At 76.0% G+C, this 15,673-nt stretch carries 15 protein-coding genes; 11 read left to right on the forward strand and 4 right to left on the reverse strand.

From position 1 onward, the window contains the following. Window positions 1-281 precede the first annotated feature (281 nt). A complete protein-coding gene (locus tag ACZ407_RS23960) occupies window positions 282-1,022 on the forward strand; it encodes a PIG-L deacetylase family protein (RefSeq protein WP_468131468.1) in 741 nt (246 codons plus the stop codon). A gap of 48 nt (window positions 1,023-1,070) precedes the next feature. Beyond that, a complete protein-coding gene (locus ACZ407_RS23965) occupies window positions 1,071-1,907 on the forward strand; it encodes an enoyl-CoA hydratase/isomerase family protein (RefSeq protein ID WP_468131470.1) in 837 nt (278 codons plus the stop codon). Between the two features lie 354 nt (window positions 1,908-2,261). Here the strand turns inward: ACZ407_RS23965 and ACZ407_RS23970 are convergent, their stop codons facing one another. Next, window positions 2,262-3,260, reverse strand: coding sequence for an SDR family oxidoreductase (locus ACZ407_RS23970; RefSeq protein ID WP_468131472.1), 999 nt, complete (start codon window positions 3,258-3,260; stop codon window positions 2,262-2,264). A gap of 155 nt (window positions 3,261-3,415) precedes the next feature. On the opposite strand from ACZ407_RS23970, the gene ACZ407_RS23975 reads away from it, so the two are divergent. The 5 genes from ACZ407_RS23975 (at window position 3,416) to ACZ407_RS23995 (ending at window position 8,227) form a co-directional block, all read left to right on the forward strand. Then, the gene (locus ACZ407_RS23975) at window positions 3,416-4,384 is read left to right on the forward strand and encodes an NADPH:quinone oxidoreductase family protein (RefSeq protein ID WP_468131474.1); all 969 of its coding nucleotides are present in this window, start codon (window positions 3,416-3,418) and stop codon (window positions 4,382-4,384) included. Beyond that, window positions 4,381-5,610 carry an acyl-CoA dehydrogenase family protein gene (locus ACZ407_RS23980; protein WP_468131475.1) on the forward strand — a complete coding sequence of 410 codons (1,230 nt, stop codon included), beginning with the start codon at window positions 4,381-4,383 and terminating at the stop codon, window positions 5,608-5,610. The genes ACZ407_RS23975 and ACZ407_RS23980 overlap by 4 nt, the downstream gene beginning before the upstream one ends. Continuing rightward, the gene (locus ACZ407_RS23985) at window positions 5,607-6,728 is read left to right on the forward strand and encodes an acyl-CoA dehydrogenase family protein (RefSeq protein WP_468131476.1); all 1,122 of its coding nucleotides are present in this window, start codon (window positions 5,607-5,609) and stop codon (window positions 6,726-6,728) included. Before ACZ407_RS23980 ends, ACZ407_RS23985 begins: the two co-directional genes overlap by 4 nt. Window positions 6,729-6,884: 156 nt before the next feature. Continuing rightward, on the forward strand, window positions 6,885-7,319 hold the full coding sequence (locus tag ACZ407_RS23990) for a tyrosinase family oxidase copper chaperone (protein WP_468131477.1): 435 nt from the start codon (window positions 6,885-6,887) through the stop codon (window positions 7,317-7,319). A 44-nt stretch (window positions 7,320-7,363) separates the two neighbouring features. Beyond that, window positions 7,364-8,227: a tyrosinase family protein gene (locus ACZ407_RS23995; RefSeq protein ID WP_468131478.1), complete on the forward strand. Its 864-nt coding sequence runs from the start codon at window positions 7,364-7,366 to the stop codon at window positions 8,225-8,227. Window positions 8,228-8,345: 118 nt separating this feature from the next. Here the strand turns inward: ACZ407_RS23995 and ACZ407_RS24000 are convergent, their stop codons facing one another. Both ACZ407_RS24000 and ACZ407_RS24005 read right to left on the reverse strand, forming a co-directional pair. Then, window positions 8,346-8,618 (reverse strand): chaplin, encoded by a 273-nt coding sequence (locus ACZ407_RS24000; protein ID WP_468131479.1) that lies wholly within the window; start codon window positions 8,616-8,618, stop codon window positions 8,346-8,348. Between the two features lie 94 nt (window positions 8,619-8,712). Then, window positions 8,713-9,021, reverse strand: coding sequence for a hypothetical protein (locus tag ACZ407_RS24005; RefSeq protein WP_468131480.1), 309 nt, complete (start codon window positions 9,019-9,021; stop codon window positions 8,713-8,715). A 189-nt stretch (window positions 9,022-9,210) separates the two neighbouring features. Between ACZ407_RS24005 and ACZ407_RS24010 the strand changes: the two genes are divergently transcribed. Next, on the forward strand, window positions 9,211-10,653 hold the full coding sequence (locus ACZ407_RS24010; protein WP_468131783.1) for a carboxylesterase/lipase family protein: 1,443 nt from the start codon (window positions 9,211-9,213) through the stop codon (window positions 10,651-10,653). On the opposite strand, the gene ACZ407_RS24015 is transcribed toward ACZ407_RS24010, so the two are convergent. Then, window positions 10,616-11,674 carry an alpha/beta hydrolase gene (locus tag ACZ407_RS24015; RefSeq protein ID WP_468131481.1) on the reverse strand — a complete coding sequence of 353 codons (1,059 nt, stop codon included), beginning with the start codon at window positions 11,672-11,674 and terminating at the stop codon, window positions 10,616-10,618. The two genes, ACZ407_RS24010 and ACZ407_RS24015, sit on opposite strands and share 38 nt — an antisense overlap. A 524-nt stretch (window positions 11,675-12,198) precedes the next feature. Here ACZ407_RS24015 and ACZ407_RS24020 point away from each other — a divergent pair. The 3 genes from ACZ407_RS24020 to ACZ407_RS24030 are packed head-to-tail and all read left to right on the forward strand — an operon-like array spanning window position 12,199 to window position 15,562. Beyond that, complete coding sequence (locus ACZ407_RS24020) at window positions 12,199-13,107, forward strand: alkaline phosphatase family protein (RefSeq protein WP_468131483.1); 909 nt, start codon at window positions 12,199-12,201, stop codon at window positions 13,105-13,107. 2 nt (window positions 13,108-13,109) lie between these two features. After that, the gene (locus ACZ407_RS24025; protein ID WP_468131485.1) at window positions 13,110-14,504 is read left to right on the forward strand and encodes an MFS transporter; all 1,395 of its coding nucleotides are present in this window, start codon (window positions 13,110-13,112) and stop codon (window positions 14,502-14,504) included. After that, window positions 14,501-15,562, forward strand: coding sequence for a TolB-like translocation protein (locus ACZ407_RS24030; protein WP_468131487.1), 1,062 nt, complete (start codon window positions 14,501-14,503; stop codon window positions 15,560-15,562). Before ACZ407_RS24025 ends, ACZ407_RS24030 begins: the two co-directional genes overlap by 4 nt. Window positions 15,563-15,673 lie beyond the last annotated feature (111 nt).

Genomic DNA, 15,673 nt, shown 5'->3' on the forward strand with positions numbered 1-15,673 from the left:
GGGGAAACTTCCAGCCTCGCCAGGGGGTACCTCCCAACCCCCTGGGGCTGGGGGAGTTTGAGGCGCGGGGTTTGGGGCGGAGCCCCAAGAGCAACCCGGCTGGCGCCGGGCACCGGGCTCTGCCCGGACCCGCTCCTCAAGCGCCGGAGGGGCTGGATTTGGCCCCGCCCGGCGAGCAGCCGCCCCTCGTGGGGTGGGAAGCAGAGGCAGGGCGGGGTCATCTCGCCCTCGCCCAGCGCCCGTTCGCAGGCCCCCACCCCCGCATCGCCTATCGTTCGATCATGACCGACCAGCTGGAACCCATGCCCACGGACTGGCAGCGCGCCCTCGCCGTCGTCGCCCATCCCGACGACCTCGAATACGGCTGCGCCGCCGCCATCGCCGACTGGACCGACGGCGGCCGCGAGGTCGTCTACCTGCTCGCCACCCGCGGCGAGGCCGGTATCGACGGCCTCGCCCCGGAGGTCTGCGCCCCGCTGCGCGAGGCCGAACAGCGGGCGAGCGCGGCGGTGGTCGGGGTGCAGACGGTCGAGTTCCTCGACCACCGCGACGGCGTGCTGGAGTACGGCACCGCCCTGCGCCGGGACATCGCCGCGGCCATCCGCAGGCACCGCCCGGAACTCCTCGTCACCCTCAACCACCGCGACACCTGGGGGCCGGGCCCCGGCGGCTTCTGGAACACCCCCGACCACCGGGCCGTCGGCCGGGCCGTCCTCGACGCGGCGGCCGACGCCGGCAACCGGTGGATCTTCCCCGAGCTCGCCGAGCAGGGGCTGGAGCCGTGGGGCGGGGTGCGCTGGGTGGCCGTCGCCAACTCCCCCTCGCCCACCCACGCCGCGGACGCCACCGCCGGTCTGGAGCGCTCCGTACGGTCCCTGCTGGAGCACCGCGCGTACATCGAGGGGCTCACCGACCAGGACCCCGAGGAGTACTGCCGCACCTTCCTCGCCGGCACCGCCGAGCGCACCGCGGCCCGGTTCGGCGGCCGGCCCGCCGTGCCCTTCGAGGTCTTCCCCCGCTGAGCCCGGCCCCCTATCCTGACGCATCGTCAGAATCGGGGGTGCGCTGCGGTGATCGACACGACCGGCACGGAGATCGCAGAGGGCGAGGAGCGGATCCGCCTCCGCGTCGGGGAGGACGGGATCGCGGTCCTCACCCTCTGCCGCCCGGCCACGCTCAACGGCTGGAGCTGGGAGTCCAGCCGCCAGCTCGGCCTGCTGGCCGACCGGATCAGGTTCGACCCGGCCGTGCGCGCCGTCCTGCTCTGCGCCGAGGGCCGGGCCTTCTGCGCCGGCATCGACGTGACCGCCCCCGGCGGCGCCATCACCGGGGACTCCGCGGCCGCCCGCACCCGCAACTACTACGAGGGCATCCGCTGGGTGCACGAGCGCTTCAACGTCCTCGCCCGGCTCCCGCAGCCCGTGGTCGCCGCCGTGCAGGGCCACTGCATCGGCTTCGGCTTCGAGCTGGCCCTCATGGCCGACATCCGCGTGGCCGCCGAGGACGCGGTCTTCGCCCTCCCCGAGACCCGCCTGGGCGTGGCCGTGGACGCCGGCGGGGACCTGCGGATCGCCCGGGAGGCGGGTGCGGGCTGGGCGAAGTTCCTCGCGCTCACCGGCCGGCGCATCGACGCCGCCACCGCGCACCGGCTCAACCTCGTCCAGCTGGTGGTCCCGGCGGACTCCCTCGCCGCCGAGGCGCGGGCGGTGGCGCAGGAGATCGCCGCCAACGCCCCGCTCGCCGTGCAGGGGGTGAAGCGCTCGGTGGACTCGTTCGCCGACGCGCAGCTGGCGGCCGCCCTGGAGCGGACCGCGATGACCGCGGCCCTCACCCTCACCTCGGAGGACTGCGCCGAGGGCTACGGGGCCCGTGCGGCCCGCCGCCCCCCGGAGTTCGGCGGCCGCTGACCCGGCCCCCGCCCCGCCCGGCCCCCCGGGCTCGCCCCCGCCCCGCCCTGCCCGGACCCCCGGGCACGCCCCGCCCCGCCCGGTCCCGGGCTCGGCCCCCCGCCCTGCGCCCGGGCTCGCCCCCCCGCCCTGCCCGGCCCCCCGGGCTCGTCCCCGCCCCGCCCGGTCCCGGGCTCGGCCCCCCGTCCTGCGCCCGGGCTCGCCCCCCCCGCCCCCCGCCCCGTCCGCCCCGCCCGGTCCCGCCCCGTCGCCGGGCTCCGGGGGCTCCGCCCCCGCACCTCCGTGCCCCGAACTCCCCGGCTACCTCGGGGAGGTGCCCCCTGGCGGGGCCGGAATGTGCCCCGCCGCCGCTGCTCACCCGCCGTCCGTGAACGGCCCCCGCCCCAGCTGCTCCCGTACCGGCACGGCGGCCGGGGCCACCACCGCGCGCCGCTGCCAGTTCGCCCCGTCCACCACCAGCGTGTGCCCGGTGATGAAGCGCGCGTAGGGGGAGGCCAGGAAGGTGGCCGCCCAGCCGAGTTCCCGGGGCAGCCCCACGCGCCGGGCGGGCTGCCGCGCCCCGGCCGCCGCGGGACCGGCCCCGGCCAGCCCCGCCCGGATGTCCCCGGTCATGTCGGGGTGCGGGATGAGTCCCGGCACCAGCCCGTTCACCTGGATCCCGTACGGGCCCCACTCGACGGCGAGGGTCTCCACCAGGTTCTTCACCCCGGCCTTGGCGGCCGCGCTGTGCGCGAAGCCCGGACCGCCGGTCCAGGCGTACGAGGCGCCGACGCTGAGGATCGAGCCGGGGGTGCCCGCGGCCAGATGGCGGCGGCCGAACTCGCGGGTGGCGAACCAGGTGCCGGTCAGCGTGATGTCCACGACCGCCCGCCAGGCGTTGGGGGACAGGTCCTCGGCCGGGCAGGGGAAGTTGGCGGCGGCGTTGTTGACCAGCACGTCGGGCAGCCCGCAGGCCGCCTCGGCCGCGTCGAACACCTCGGCGATGCGCTCGGGATCCCGGATGTCGCACACGGCCGTGCTCACGCGCCCGCCGCCGAGCGCCGCGAGCTCCTCGCGGGCGGCCCGCAGCCGCCCGGCCGTGCGCCCCGCGATCACCAGATCGGCTCCGAGCCGCGCGAACTCGGCCGCGATGGCCTTGCCCAGCCCCGAGCCGCCCCCGGTGACCAGCACCACCCGCCCCGCGTACGTACCGGGCGGCAGGGCGCAGGCCCCGAGCGGCGGCGGAGCAGGCAGGCCGGGCGGGCCGGACACGTCGCGCGGGCCGGACACGTCGCGCGGGCCGGGCGCGTCGGGCGGGCCGGATGCGGCGGGGGATCCGGCGGGGGATCCGGCGGGGAACTCGGGCTCGCTCATGGCGCATCCCTAGCGCGCGCCCCCGGAGAAGGCCAGGCCCGCGCCGGTTCCGGCCGGATGTCACCCGCGGGTGGGACGGGCAGGTTCCCCTGAGGCCAAGCGACCGCTTAGTATGCCGCGGAGTACGGTCCCTCGACGGCGGCTGGAGGCCCCGGATGCAGGCTTGGCGAGTACACACCCACGGCGAACCCCGCGAGGCCATGCGCCTCGAAACGGTGGACCGGCCGGAACCCGGAGCCGGCGAGGTCCGCCTGAAGGTCCTCGCCGCCAACGTCAACTTCCCCGACGCCCTCCTGGTCCGCGGCCGGTACCAGATCCGGCCCGACCTCCCCTTCACCCCCGGGGTGGAGATCTGCGGGGAGACCGAGGACGGCCGCCGGGTGATCGCCAACCCCCGCCTGCCGCACGGCGGTTTCGCCGAGTACGCCACCGCCGACGCGGCCGCCCTGCTCCCGGCGCCCGAGTCCCTCGACGACGCCGAGGCCGCCGCCCTCCACATCGGCTACCAGACCGGCTGGTTCGGCCTGCGCCGCCGCGCCCGCCTGCAGCCCGGGGAGACCCTCCTCGTGCACGCCGCCGCGGGCGGGGTGGGCAGCGCCGCCGTACAGCTCGGCAAGGCCGCCGGGGCCACCGTCATCGGCGTGGCCGGCGGCAAGGCCAAGGCCCGCGTGGCCGAGGAGCTCGGCTGCGACCTCGTGATCGACCGCTGCACCGAGGACATCGCCGCCCGGGTCAAGGAGTTCACCGGCGGACGCGGCGCCGACGTGGTCTACGACCCGGTCGGCGGAGAGGCCTACGCGGCCTCCGCCAAGTGCATCGCCTTCGAGGGCCGCATCCTCGTCGTCGGCTTCGCCGGCGGCACCGTGCCCGCCCCCGCCCTCAACCACGCCCTCGTCAAGAACTACTCCATCGTCGGCCTGCACTGGGGCCTGTACGCCACCCGCGACCCGGCCGCCGTCCGCGCCTGCCACGAGGAGCTCACCGCGCTCGCCGCCACCGGCGCCATCCACCCCCTGGTCAGCGAACGGGTCCCGCTGGACGCCGCCGCCGACGCCGTCCAGCGGCTCGCCGACGGCGCCACCACCGGCCGCATCGCCGTCCTCCCCGCAGGCGGCCCCCGATGAGCCCGGCACCCCGCACCGGCGCCCCCGGCACCGGCCCCGGCCCCGGGGCGGAGGAACTGCGCCGCCGCACCGAGGAGTTCCTCGCCGCGCACCCGCCCGCCCGGACCGGCCGCACCGAGTTCCTCCGCGCCCGCTTCGACGCCGGCCTCGCCTGGGTCCACTTCCCGGAGGGCCTCGGCGGCCTCGGCGCCCCGCGCACCCTCCAGGCCCTCGTCGATGCCCTCCTCACCGACGCCGGCGCCCCCGACAACGACCCCCGCCGCATCGGCATCGGCCTGGGCATGGCCGCCCCCACGATCCTCGCGTACGGCACCGAGGAGCAGAAGCAGCGCTTCCTGCGCCCCCTGTGGACGGGGGAGGAGGTGTGGTGCCAGCTGTTCAGCGAACCCGGCGCCGGCTCCGACCTCGCCGCCCTCGCCACCCGCGCCGTACGGGAGGCGGACGGCGGGGACTGGATCGTGGACGGCCAGAAGGTGTGGACCTCCAGCGCCCACCTGGCCCGCTGGGCCATCCTCGTCGCCCGCACCGACCCCGCGCTGCCCAAACACCAGGGCATCACGTACTTCCTCTGCGACATGACCGACCCCGGCGTCGAGGTCCGGCCGCTGCGCCAGCTCACCGGCGAGGCCGAGTTCAACGAGGTGTTCCTCACCGGGGTCCGCATCCCCGACGCGCACCGGCTCGGGGCCGTCGGCCAGGGCTGGGAGGTCGCCCGCACCACCCTCATGAACGAACGCGTCGCGATCGGCGGCATGCGGCTGCCCCGCGAAGGCGGCATGATCGCCCCCGTCGCCGCCACCTGGCGGGACCGGCCCGACCTGCGCACCCACGAGCTCCACCAGCGGCTGCTGCACCTGTGGGTGGAGGCCGAGGTGGCCCGGCTCACCGGCGAACGGCTGCGCCAGCAGCTCGCCGCCGGCCGCCCCGGCCCCGAGGGCTCCGGCATGAAGCTGGCCTTCGCCCGCCTCAACCAGGAGATCAGCGGACTGGAGGTGGAACTCCTCGCCGAGGAGGGCCTCCTGTACGAGGACTGGACGATGCGCCGCCCCGAACACGTCGACTTCACCGGCCGCGACGCCGGATACCGCTACCTGCGCGCCAAGGGCAACTCCATCGAGGGCGGCACCAGCGAGATCCTCCTCAACATCGTCGCCGAACGCATCCTCGGCCTGCCCGCCGAACCCCGCGACGACAAGGACCTCCCCTGGAAGGACCTGGCCCGATGACCGCCACCCCCGACCTGCTCTACACCGCCGCCGAAGAAGACCTGCGCGCCGCCGTACGCGCCCTGCTCGACGACCGGGCCGCCGACCCGGTGGCGGGCCTCGCCCGCGCCGAGGCCGGGGACCCGTACGACGCGGACCTGTGGCGCATCCTCGCCCGGGGCATCGGCGCCGCCGGTCTCCTCGTGCCCGAGAAGCTCGGCGGGCAGGGCGCCGGGCCCCGCGAGGCCGCCGTGGTCCTGGAGGAACTCGGCCGGTCCGCGGCCCGGCTGCCCTACCTGACCGGCCCCGTGGTGGCCGCCGCGGCCCTCCTCGGCTGCGACACCGCCCGCCCCGCCGTGGCCGCCCTGCTCGGCGGACTCGCCGCGGGCACCACGGTCTGCGTCCTGGCCGTGCCGCTCACCCTCGGCCCCGGCGCTCCCGTTCCGGCCGCCGTCCGCGACGAGGGCGGCGGCCGCCTCTGCGGCACGGTCCCCGCGGTCGCCGATGCCGCGGCCGCCGACGTCCTCCTCGTCCCCGCCGACACCGGGCTGTACGCCGTACGGGCCGCGGACGCCGGCCTCGCCCCGCAGGTCCCCCTCGACCTCACCCGGCCGCTCGCCCGGGTCACCCTCGCGGACGCCCCGGGGGAGCTGCTCGCCGGGCCCGGCGCCGCCGGGGCCGCCCTGGCGCGGGCGCTCGAGACAGGGGCGGGACTCCTCGCCTCGGAACAGCTCGGGCTGGCGGAGTGGTGCCTCGCCGAGACCGTCCGCCACGTGCGCGGCCGCCACCAGTTCAACCGGCCCGTGGGCTCCTTCCAGGCGCTCAAGCACCGGCTCGCGCAGCTCTGGCTGGAGATCGCCGGAGCCCGCGCGGCCGCCCGCAACGCCGCCGACGCCCTCGCCACCGGCGCCCCGGACACCGCACTCGCCGTGGCCGTGGCCCAGGCCGCCTGCTCGGACGCGGCCGTGCACGCCGCGGAGGAGTGCGTCCAACTGCACGGCGGCATCGGCATGACCTGGGAGCACCCCGCCCACGTCCACCTCAAACGGGCCAAGTCCGCCGCCCTGGCCTTCGGCACCCCCGGCCACCACCGCAGCCGCGTGGCCACCCTCGCCGACCTCCCCGGCCCCCCGGCCTGACGGGGCCCCGGCGCGGCGGATCCCCGGGCCGGGGGAGTCCGGGGCGCGGGGGCCGGGGCGGAGCCCCCGGAGAACGGCGGCGGCGCCGCCCGGTGACCTCGGCACCACCCCCGCGTTAGACCGCAGAGGCGGCCTTCCGAGAACCGAGGAGATCCCATGCGCCCCCACCCCCGCACCGCGCCCCCGCGCACCACGTCCACCCGCCGCGCAGTCCTCCGTACGGTCTTCACCGCGGGCGTGGTCTCGGCCACGGCCGCGGCCCTCACCCCGGTGCTGCGCTCCCGCCGCACCGTGGCCCCGGCCGCCACCCCCGGCCCGCGCCCCGCCCCGGCCCCCGGCCCCGCCCCGCTCTTCGAGGAGACCTACCGGGGCCGCCACATCAGCGCCTTCCCGGCCGCCGCGGACGCCCGCAGCGCGCTCGACGTGCGCATCGACGGCCGCCCCCTGCACGTCATGCGCCGCGCCGACGGCAGCTACCTCAGCGGGGTCAACCACTTCGAGTCCTTCGACAGCCCGCGGGACCTCGCCCGCGCCGCGGTGGACGAGCTCGGCACCGTCCGCCTCGCCGCCGCACCCGCCCACCACGGCTGACCGCCGCCACCCGCCACGCCCAGGCCGGAAGGGGAACCGCCCGCGTGTACACCCGCCAGAACCAGAAGAACCTCACGAGCGCCCAGCGCAAGCGCTTCGTCGCCGCCGTGCTGGAGCTCAAGCGCAACGGCACCTACGACGAGTTCGTCCGCACCCACGACAAGTACTTCGTGCCGGACGACGACGACGGCCTGCGCGTGGGGCACATGTCCCCCTCGTTCTTCCCCTGGCACCGCCGCTACCTGCTGGAGTTCGAGCGGGCCCTCCAGGCCCTGGACCCGAAGGTGTCCGTCCCCTACTGGGACTGGACCGCCGACCGCAGCCCCGCCTCCTCCCTCTGGGCCGACGACTTCATGGGCGGTACCGGGCGGGGCCCCGAGCGGAAGGTCGCCACCGGCCCCTTCGCCTACGACCGGGGCAACTGGGAGATCACCGTCGGCGTCACCGAGGCCGTCTACCTGACCCGCAACCTCGGCCGCCCCCACAAGCCCATCAGCCTGCCCACCGCCGCCGAGCTGCAATGGGCCCTCGACGAGCCGGCGTACGACGCCTCCCCCTGGGACTCCCGCGCCTCGGGCAGCTTCCGCAACAAGCTGGAGGGCTGGGCCAGGAACAGCAGTGAGCGGTGGAGCAACCACAACAAGGTCCACCAGTGGATCGGCGGCCACATGACGGGCGGCACCGCCCCCAACGACCCCGTCTTCTGGCTGCACCACGCCTTCGTGGACCTCGTCTGGGACCGCTGGCAGGCCCGCCACCCCCGCTCCGGCTACCTGCCCGCCGCCCCGCTCGACCGCTGGGACCGCCAGCGCGGCCGGGTGCTGACCCTCGACGACCCCATGCCCCCCTGGGACGCCACCCCCGGCGAGCTCCTGAGCCACAAGGGCATCTACCGCTACGAGGTCTGACGGCGGCGGGTCCGCCCCCGCGGGGACCGGGCCCGGGGGCTCCGCACGGACCCCACGGCAACGGCCCCCCGCCGCAGCTGCGACGGGGGGCCGGGTGACACAACCGGTCCGGCAAGGACTAGTCGCCGTAGGCGCTCTTCTCCTCGTGGTCCGAAACGTTCAGGCACTGGTTGCCGAACGCCGGGTTCAGGAGCCCACCCAGGTTGATCGTGTTGCCGCACACGTTGACGGGAACGTGGATCGGAACCTGGACGACGTTGCCCGAGCCGACGCCGGGGGAACCGATCGCAGCACCGTGCGCTCCGGCATCGGCAGCGGCCATACCGGCGCCGGCGGCCAGAACACTGCCGGCGGCAGCGGTGACGGCTGCCACCTTCGCGATACGCGACATCGAGATCTCCTTGAGAGGTGAAGAGCCGCGGGAGCCCCGCGGCGTTGACATGGCATACAACGCAGGCGGAGCCTCATGGTCACGGCCGTTGGGCCTACCTGGTGACGGGGAATTCCACCGAGCCGAAACCGGAGACGACCTTGCTCGCCCCGGCGGGCACCACGTCCCGCGGCGTCCCGGTGCAGTCGGGGGTCGCGTACAGCACCGCCGCCCGGCCGGAGTGGTTGACCACCCCCTGCCCCGCGCCGCCCGAGGCGGGTACGCAGCCCTCGGCGTGCCGGATGACGTGCACCTTGTCGTCGGTCCCCAGGTACTGGAAGTCCGCCCCGGCGGCGTGGGCGCTGCCCGCGCCGGCCGTCGCCGCTGCGGCGGCCGCCAGGAGGAGGGAGGGGTGGAAACGCATGGAAGCCTCGCGGTGTCGGTGGGATCGGCGGTGCCGATGGCGGCGGAGCCGGACCCGGCCGCCTCCGGGCTCAACCACCCGTCCGGACGCAGGTCACGCGAGGTCACCCGATGGGGCAGCTGGCGCCGCGGCCCCGGCGGTGCTGGGATGGGCGGGCACATGTGTACGCAGGAGCCGGGGGAGCACCCGATGGAGAACGCGCAGCCCGTGGTCAGGACCCGGTACGGCAGGGTCCGCGGCCGGACCGAGGACGGGATCGCCGTCTTCCGCGGCATCCCGTACGCGGCTCCCCCGTTCGGCCCCTTGCGGTTCGCCGCGCCCGCCCCGCCCGAGCCGTGGGAGGGCACACGCGAGGCGGCCGCGTACGGGCCGACCGCGCCGAAGGTGCCCTACCCGGAGCCGTTCGCCTCCCTGCTCCCCGACCCCGAGGTGCCGGGCGACGACTGCCTCAACCTGAACGTGTGGACCCCGGACCCCGCACCCTCGGCGCGCCTGCCGGTCATGGTGTGGATCCACGGCGGGGCCCTCACCCGAGGCTCCTCCGCCGTGCCCGTCTACGACGGCCGGGCCTTCGCCCGGGACGGCGTGGTGCTGGTGTCGGTCAACTACCGGCTGGGCGTGGAGGGCTTCGGGGTGTTCCCCGACGCCCCCCAGAACCGCGGCCTGCGCGACCAGGTCGCCGCCCTCGAATGGGTGCGCGACAACATCGCGGCCTTCGGCGGGGACCCGGACCGCGTCACCGTCTTCGGCGAGTCCGCCGGGGCCATCAGCATCGGCGCCCTGCTCGCCGCCCCGCGCGCCCAGGGCCTCTTCGCCCGCGCGGTGCTCCAGAGCGGCGCCCCCGAGGCCCTGCCGCGGGACAAGGTCCGGGCCATGGTGCGGCGGATGGCGGGCGGGCTGAAGGTGCCGGCGACGGCCGCCGCCTTCGCCGCGGTGGACCGCACCGCCCTGCTCGCCGCGCAGGCCGCCGTACTGCGCCGGTCCAGCCCGCTGATCGGCGGCCCGGCCTTCGGGATCGTGACGGACGGGGACCTGCTCCCCGAGGACCCGAGGACCGCGCTGACGGCCGGGCGGGCGGCCCGCGGGGTCCCGCTGCTGCTGGGCTGGACCGCGGAGGAGTACCGGCTGTGGCTCGCCCCCACCGGGCTGCTCCCGCGGCTGGACCGGCTCGGCCCGCTCGCCCTCGGGTTCGGGATGCTGCGCAGCGGCCGCGGGCTGGCCGAGGTGCGCGCCCGGCGGGCGGCTCCGGCCGGGCGCGGGGCGGGGGAGGTGCTCGGCCAGCTCCTCACCGACCACCTGCTGCGCGACCCGCTGCGCGCGCTGGCCCGCTCCCGCGGCGCGGCGCCCTGCCACGTGTACGAGTTCGCCTGGGAGTCGGGCGTCCCCGGCATGGGGTCCTGCCACGCCCTGGAGCTCGGGTTCGTCTTCGACACCCTGGACGTGCCCGAGGCCTCCTGGCTGGCCGGCCCGGACGTGCCCCGGGAACTGGCGGACGAGATGCACGCCGCCTGGGTGCGCTACGCCACCGAAGGCGATCCGGGCTGGCCGGCCTGGGACGCGGCGGAGCGCCCGCACCGGTTCACCGGGCCGGTGGTCAGGAGTCCGACACCGGTCCGGCCATGTGCTCGCTGATCCACTGGATCGGGCCCTCGCCCATGGCGGGCACGTACGTCTTGGCGTTGTGCCGGCCGCCCTGGATCACCTTGAGCTCGGTGTGGACGGGGCCCTTGCCGTAGGCGGCGATGAACTTCTTCACGTTGGGCAGCGTGTTCACGTTGCTCTCGTTCGTTCCGACCTGGAACGCGAGGTACACGTCGGGGCCCTTGCGGGCGATGAGCTCCTTGGCGAGCAGCTCGGGGTTGTTCGCCTGCTTCTCCTTCTCGTGGCCCTTCCACAGCGGGGAGTCCGGGACGATGTCGGGGCCGGAGGCGATCACGGCCTTGAACTTGTCCGGGTGCTTCAGCACGGCCTTCAGGCCCGCGAACCCGCCGGTGGAGGAGCCCATGAAGGCCCAGCCGTCGCGCGAGTCGATCGTGCGGAAGTTCTCCCGCATCAGCTCCGGGACGTCCTCGGTGAGCCAGGTGCCCATCTTGGGCTGGCCGGGGATGTCGGAGCCGTCCCAGTAGATGCCGTTGTCGTCCGGGGCCGGGTTGAGCACCGGCATGGCCAGCAGGAACGGCTTGCTCTTGCCCTCCTGGTACCACTTGCTGATGCTCGTCTGGAGGCCCAGGTCGGTGCCCATCCAGTAGTTGCTCGGGAATCCGGGGCCGCCGGGCAGCGCGATCATGACCGGGAACCCGCTGTCCGCGAACTCCTTCTCGCCGTACTCCTTCGGGGCCCAGACCCAGACCTTGCCCCTGAACCCGGACTTCTTGCCGTCGAAGGTGGTGACGGCCACGTGGGTGCCGTCCGGCAGGGTCATGGAGTTCTTGAAGTCGGCCGCCGGCCCGGTCGGCATCAGCACCCGGGTGGTCTTCCCGGGCCGCTTGCCCCCGCCGCCCGGCTGCGCGGTGCCGCCGGTGCGCGGCGCCCGGTCCGCCGGGGCCCCGAAGGAGACCGGGTCGCCCTTGTCGGTGAACGGGGGTATCTCGTAGTACGCCATGACCTGCCAGGCGATCAGTCCGAGTGCGGCTGTGGAGGCCCCGGCGACCACCCAGCGGCGGACGCGGTTCGGGCGGCGGTGGGGACCCGCCGGCTGCGGCGCGCGGGGGGCGCCGTGGGGTGTCCCCTGAGGCGCGCCGGGGGGTGCTCCGTGCGGTGCGTACGACATCTTCAGACTGCTCCGGACTGTTCTGCTGCCCTTGAGGGTGGCTTTCGGGCTGTTTTTCTTGCGTTTCCGTCCTGAGGATGTCGATCAGGCCTTCGAGGTTGCCTCCTTTTCCTTCTCTTGGGGTGATGCTGAGCAGACCCTTGCCCGCGGCCGCGCCCGCCGCGCCCCCTCGGCGGCCGCCCGGCAGCCCGGGTCCGTGGCCGCCTGCGGAACCGCCGCGCCGTCCCCGTCCCCCAAGCAGCCCCGGACAGAAGCGAATTCCGGCCAGAATCAGCGGCCGGGTGCACGGCTCTGGCCGCCGCACCCGGCCGCCGGTACGGTTCCTGCGGCCCGCAGCCGCCCCGCCCGGCCCCGCTCCCGAGGGGCCCTGCCGTGCGGGCCTCCCCCACCCCCTCGGAGGTCACGCCGTGCCCGGCACCCCGCTCACCCGGCCCCGCCGCAGACTCACCGCCCTCGCCTCCGTCCTCGTCTCCGCCCTCTGCGCCGCCGCCGCGGCGGCGGGGCTCTGGGCCGGCTTCGGCGGCGCACAGCCCGCGCACGCCGCCGCCACGCTGCCCGCACCCGACCACATCGTGGTCGTCGTCTTCGAGAACCACTCCTACAGCCAGGTCATCGGCAGCTCCAGCGCCCCGTACCTCAACTCCCTCAAGGCCGGCGGAGCCGGCCTCACCCAGTCGTACGGCGTCACGCACCCCAGCCAGCCCAACTACCTCCAGCTGTTCTCCGGCAGCAACCAGGGCGTCACCGGCGACAGCTGCTACACCCCCGGCTTCAGCTCCGCCCCCAACCTGGCCGCCGAGCTGATCGCCGCCGGCCGGACCTGGGCCAGCTACAACGAGGCGCTGCCCGCCCAGGGCTCGACCACGTGCAGCAGCGGGAAGTACGCCCGCAAGCACAACCCCTGGTTCGCCTTCTCGAACGTGCCCACCGACACGGCCAGGACCATGGCCCAGTTCCCCACCGACTTCACCACCCTGCCGCACGTCTCCTTCGTCGTCCCGAACCTCTGCAACGACATGCACGACTGCTCCGTCGGCACCGGCGACACCTGGCTCAAGAACAACCTCAAGGCCTACGCCGACTGGGCCAGGACCCACAACAGCCTCCTCGTCGTCACCTTCGACGAGGACAACCGCTTCGCCGGGAACAGGATCCCCACCGTGCTCTACGGCCAGCCCGTCATCCCGGGCAGCTCCACCTCCACCACCTACAACCACTACGACGTCCTGCGCACCCTGGAAGGCCTCGCCGGCCTCACCACCCACGCGGGCAACGCCGCCGGTGCCAAGGACATCACGGGGATCTGGGCCCTCTGACGATGTACGTCGCCGACAGCCGCGGCACGCCCGCGCCCACCGCGACCCCGGCACCCGACGCCGGCCCGGGCACCCGCCCGGTCCGGCGCGCCGCCGTCGCACCCACCGTCCTCGCCCTCGGCACGGTCTCCCTCGTCACCGACGTCTCCTCCGAGATGGTCTCGGCCGTGCTGCCGCTCTACCTCGTCGCCGGACTCGGCCTCAGCCCCCTCGGCTTCGGCCTCCTCGACGGCCTCTACAACGGCATCGGCGCCCTGGTCCGGCTGGCCGGAGGCCACCTCGGCGACCGCACCGGCCGCCACAAGACCGTGGCCGGACTCGGCTACGCCCTCTCCGCCGCCGCCCGGCCCCTGCTGCTCCTCGCCCAGACCCTGCCCGCCATCGGCGCGGTCCTCGCCCTGGACCGCACCGGCAAGGGCCTGCGCACGGCCCCCCGCGACGCGCTCATCTCCCTGGCCTCCGATCCCGCGGACCGCGGCCGCGCCTTCGGCGTGCACCGCGCCATGGACACCGCGGGCGCGCTCGCCGGGCCGCTGCTCGCCTTCCTGATCCTGCGCCAGGCCGCCGACGGCTACGACGCCGTGTTCACCGTCAGCGCCTGCATCGCCGCCCTGGGCCTGACCGTCCTCGTCCTGTTCGTCCCCCGAGATCCGGCGCGACCGGCGCGACCGGCGCGACCGGCGCGACCGGGGCGAGCGGCGGGCCGGGCGGGCGGCGCCCGGCCACCCGCCGGCCGGCCCCACCGCGAAACCGGCGCGAGCGAGGAGGCCCGTGCGCACGAGCGGCCCCGCCGGGTGTCCCTGCGCGACTCCCTCGCCCTCCTGCACCGCCCGGACCTGCGCCGCATCACCCTCTGCGCCCTGCTCCTGGGCCTGTGCACCGTCAGCGACGCCTTCGTCTTCCTGCTGCTCCGGCACCGCACCGGCCTCGCCGACCGCTGGTTCGCCCTCCTGCCCCTCGGCACCGCCGCCGCGTTCCTCCTGCTCGCCCTCCCGCTCGGCCGCCTCGCCGACCGCATCGGCCGCTGGCGGGTCTTCCTCGGCGGCCACCTCGCCCTGCTGCTCGGCTACGCCCTCCTGCTCGGCCCCTGGCACGGCCCCGCCCTGCCCTGCGCCGTGCTCCTCCTCCACGGCGCCTTCTACGCCGCCACCGACGGGGTCCTCATGGCCGCCGCCGCGGGCACGGTCCCCGAAGCCCTGCGCGGCGGCGGCCTCGCCCTGGTGCAGACCGGCCAGGCCCTCGCCCGGTTCGCCGCCTCCCTCGCGTTCGGCGCCGCCTGGACCGCCTGGGGCGAACGGACCGCCCTGACCGCGGCCGCCGCCGCCCTCGCCGCCGCCGCAGCACTCTCCGTACGGCTGCGCCCCGCCGCGGCAGCGGAACCGGCGGGCCCGGCATGACCCACCGGCACCGGCTGCCGGTCCTGCTCGCCGCCGTCCTCCTCCTGGCCGCGGTCTCCGCCGCCGCCGTGCTCCACGCCGCCGACCGCGCCGAGCGGAAGGACCGGGCCCGGGCCGGCGGGCCCGTCGTCGTCCCGGGACCCGTCTCGCTGTCCGCCGCCCCCGCCGCCGGCCCGCGCCTCGTGTTCCGCAACATGGCCTGGGGGCCGCACCGCGACGAACTCGCCGCCGTCCCCGCGGCCTCGCCCGGCGGCCCCCGCACCGCCTCCGGCACGCACTGCCTGCGCTTCCACGCCGCAGCCGGCACCGGCCTCTGCCTCCAGCCCGTCCGGGGCGCCGTCCAGGACGCCTACCGGGCGGTCGTCCTCGACTCGCGCCTCAAGGAGGTCTCCCGGCACCCCCTCGCGGGCATCCCGACCCGCGCCCGCGTCTCGCCCAGCGGCCGGTTCGCCGCGTGGACGGTGTTCGTCGGCGGGGACTCGTACGCCGGCGCCGGGTTCTCCACCCGCACCTCCGTCCTGGACACCCGCACCGGCCGCCTCGTGGCCAGCCTGGAGTCGTACGCCATCCGAAACGACGGCAGGCCCTTGCGCGCCGCCGACGCGAACTTCTGGGGGGTCACCTTCTCCGCCGACGACCGGCACTTCTACGCCACCCTCGGCACCGGCGGGAAGACGTACCTGGTGCGCGGGGACATGCTCCTGCGGACCGCCACCACCCTCGCCGAGAACGTCGAATGCCCCTCCCTCTCGCCCGACGAGAAGCGCATCGCCTACAAGCAGCGGGTCCCGGGCCTCCCCGCCGACGCCCCCTGGCGGCTGTACGTCCTCGACCTCGCGGACCTCGCCCGGCGCCCGCTGGCCGAGCCCCGCACCCTCGACGACCAGCCCCTCTGGCGGGACGACCGCACCCTCGTCTACGCGCTGCCCGGGGACTTCGGCGCCGACCTGTACGAAATCCCGGCCGACGGCACCGGCAGCCCCCGCCGCCTCCTGGACTCCGCCCTCGCCCCCGCCTTCCTCGGCCCGACGCCGGCCCCGCCCCGCACGGGGCGCTGAGCGGCGGGCGCGACGGCGCCCGGAAGCACGCGGGAAGCACGTCGGGGAGCGCGCAAGGCGCACGGCGGCGCCCCCGCGACGCGAAGAGACGGCCAGGTGAGGCCGGTGACG

The sequence above is a fragment of the Streptomyces sp. NPDC030809 genome (assembly GCF_055572195.1).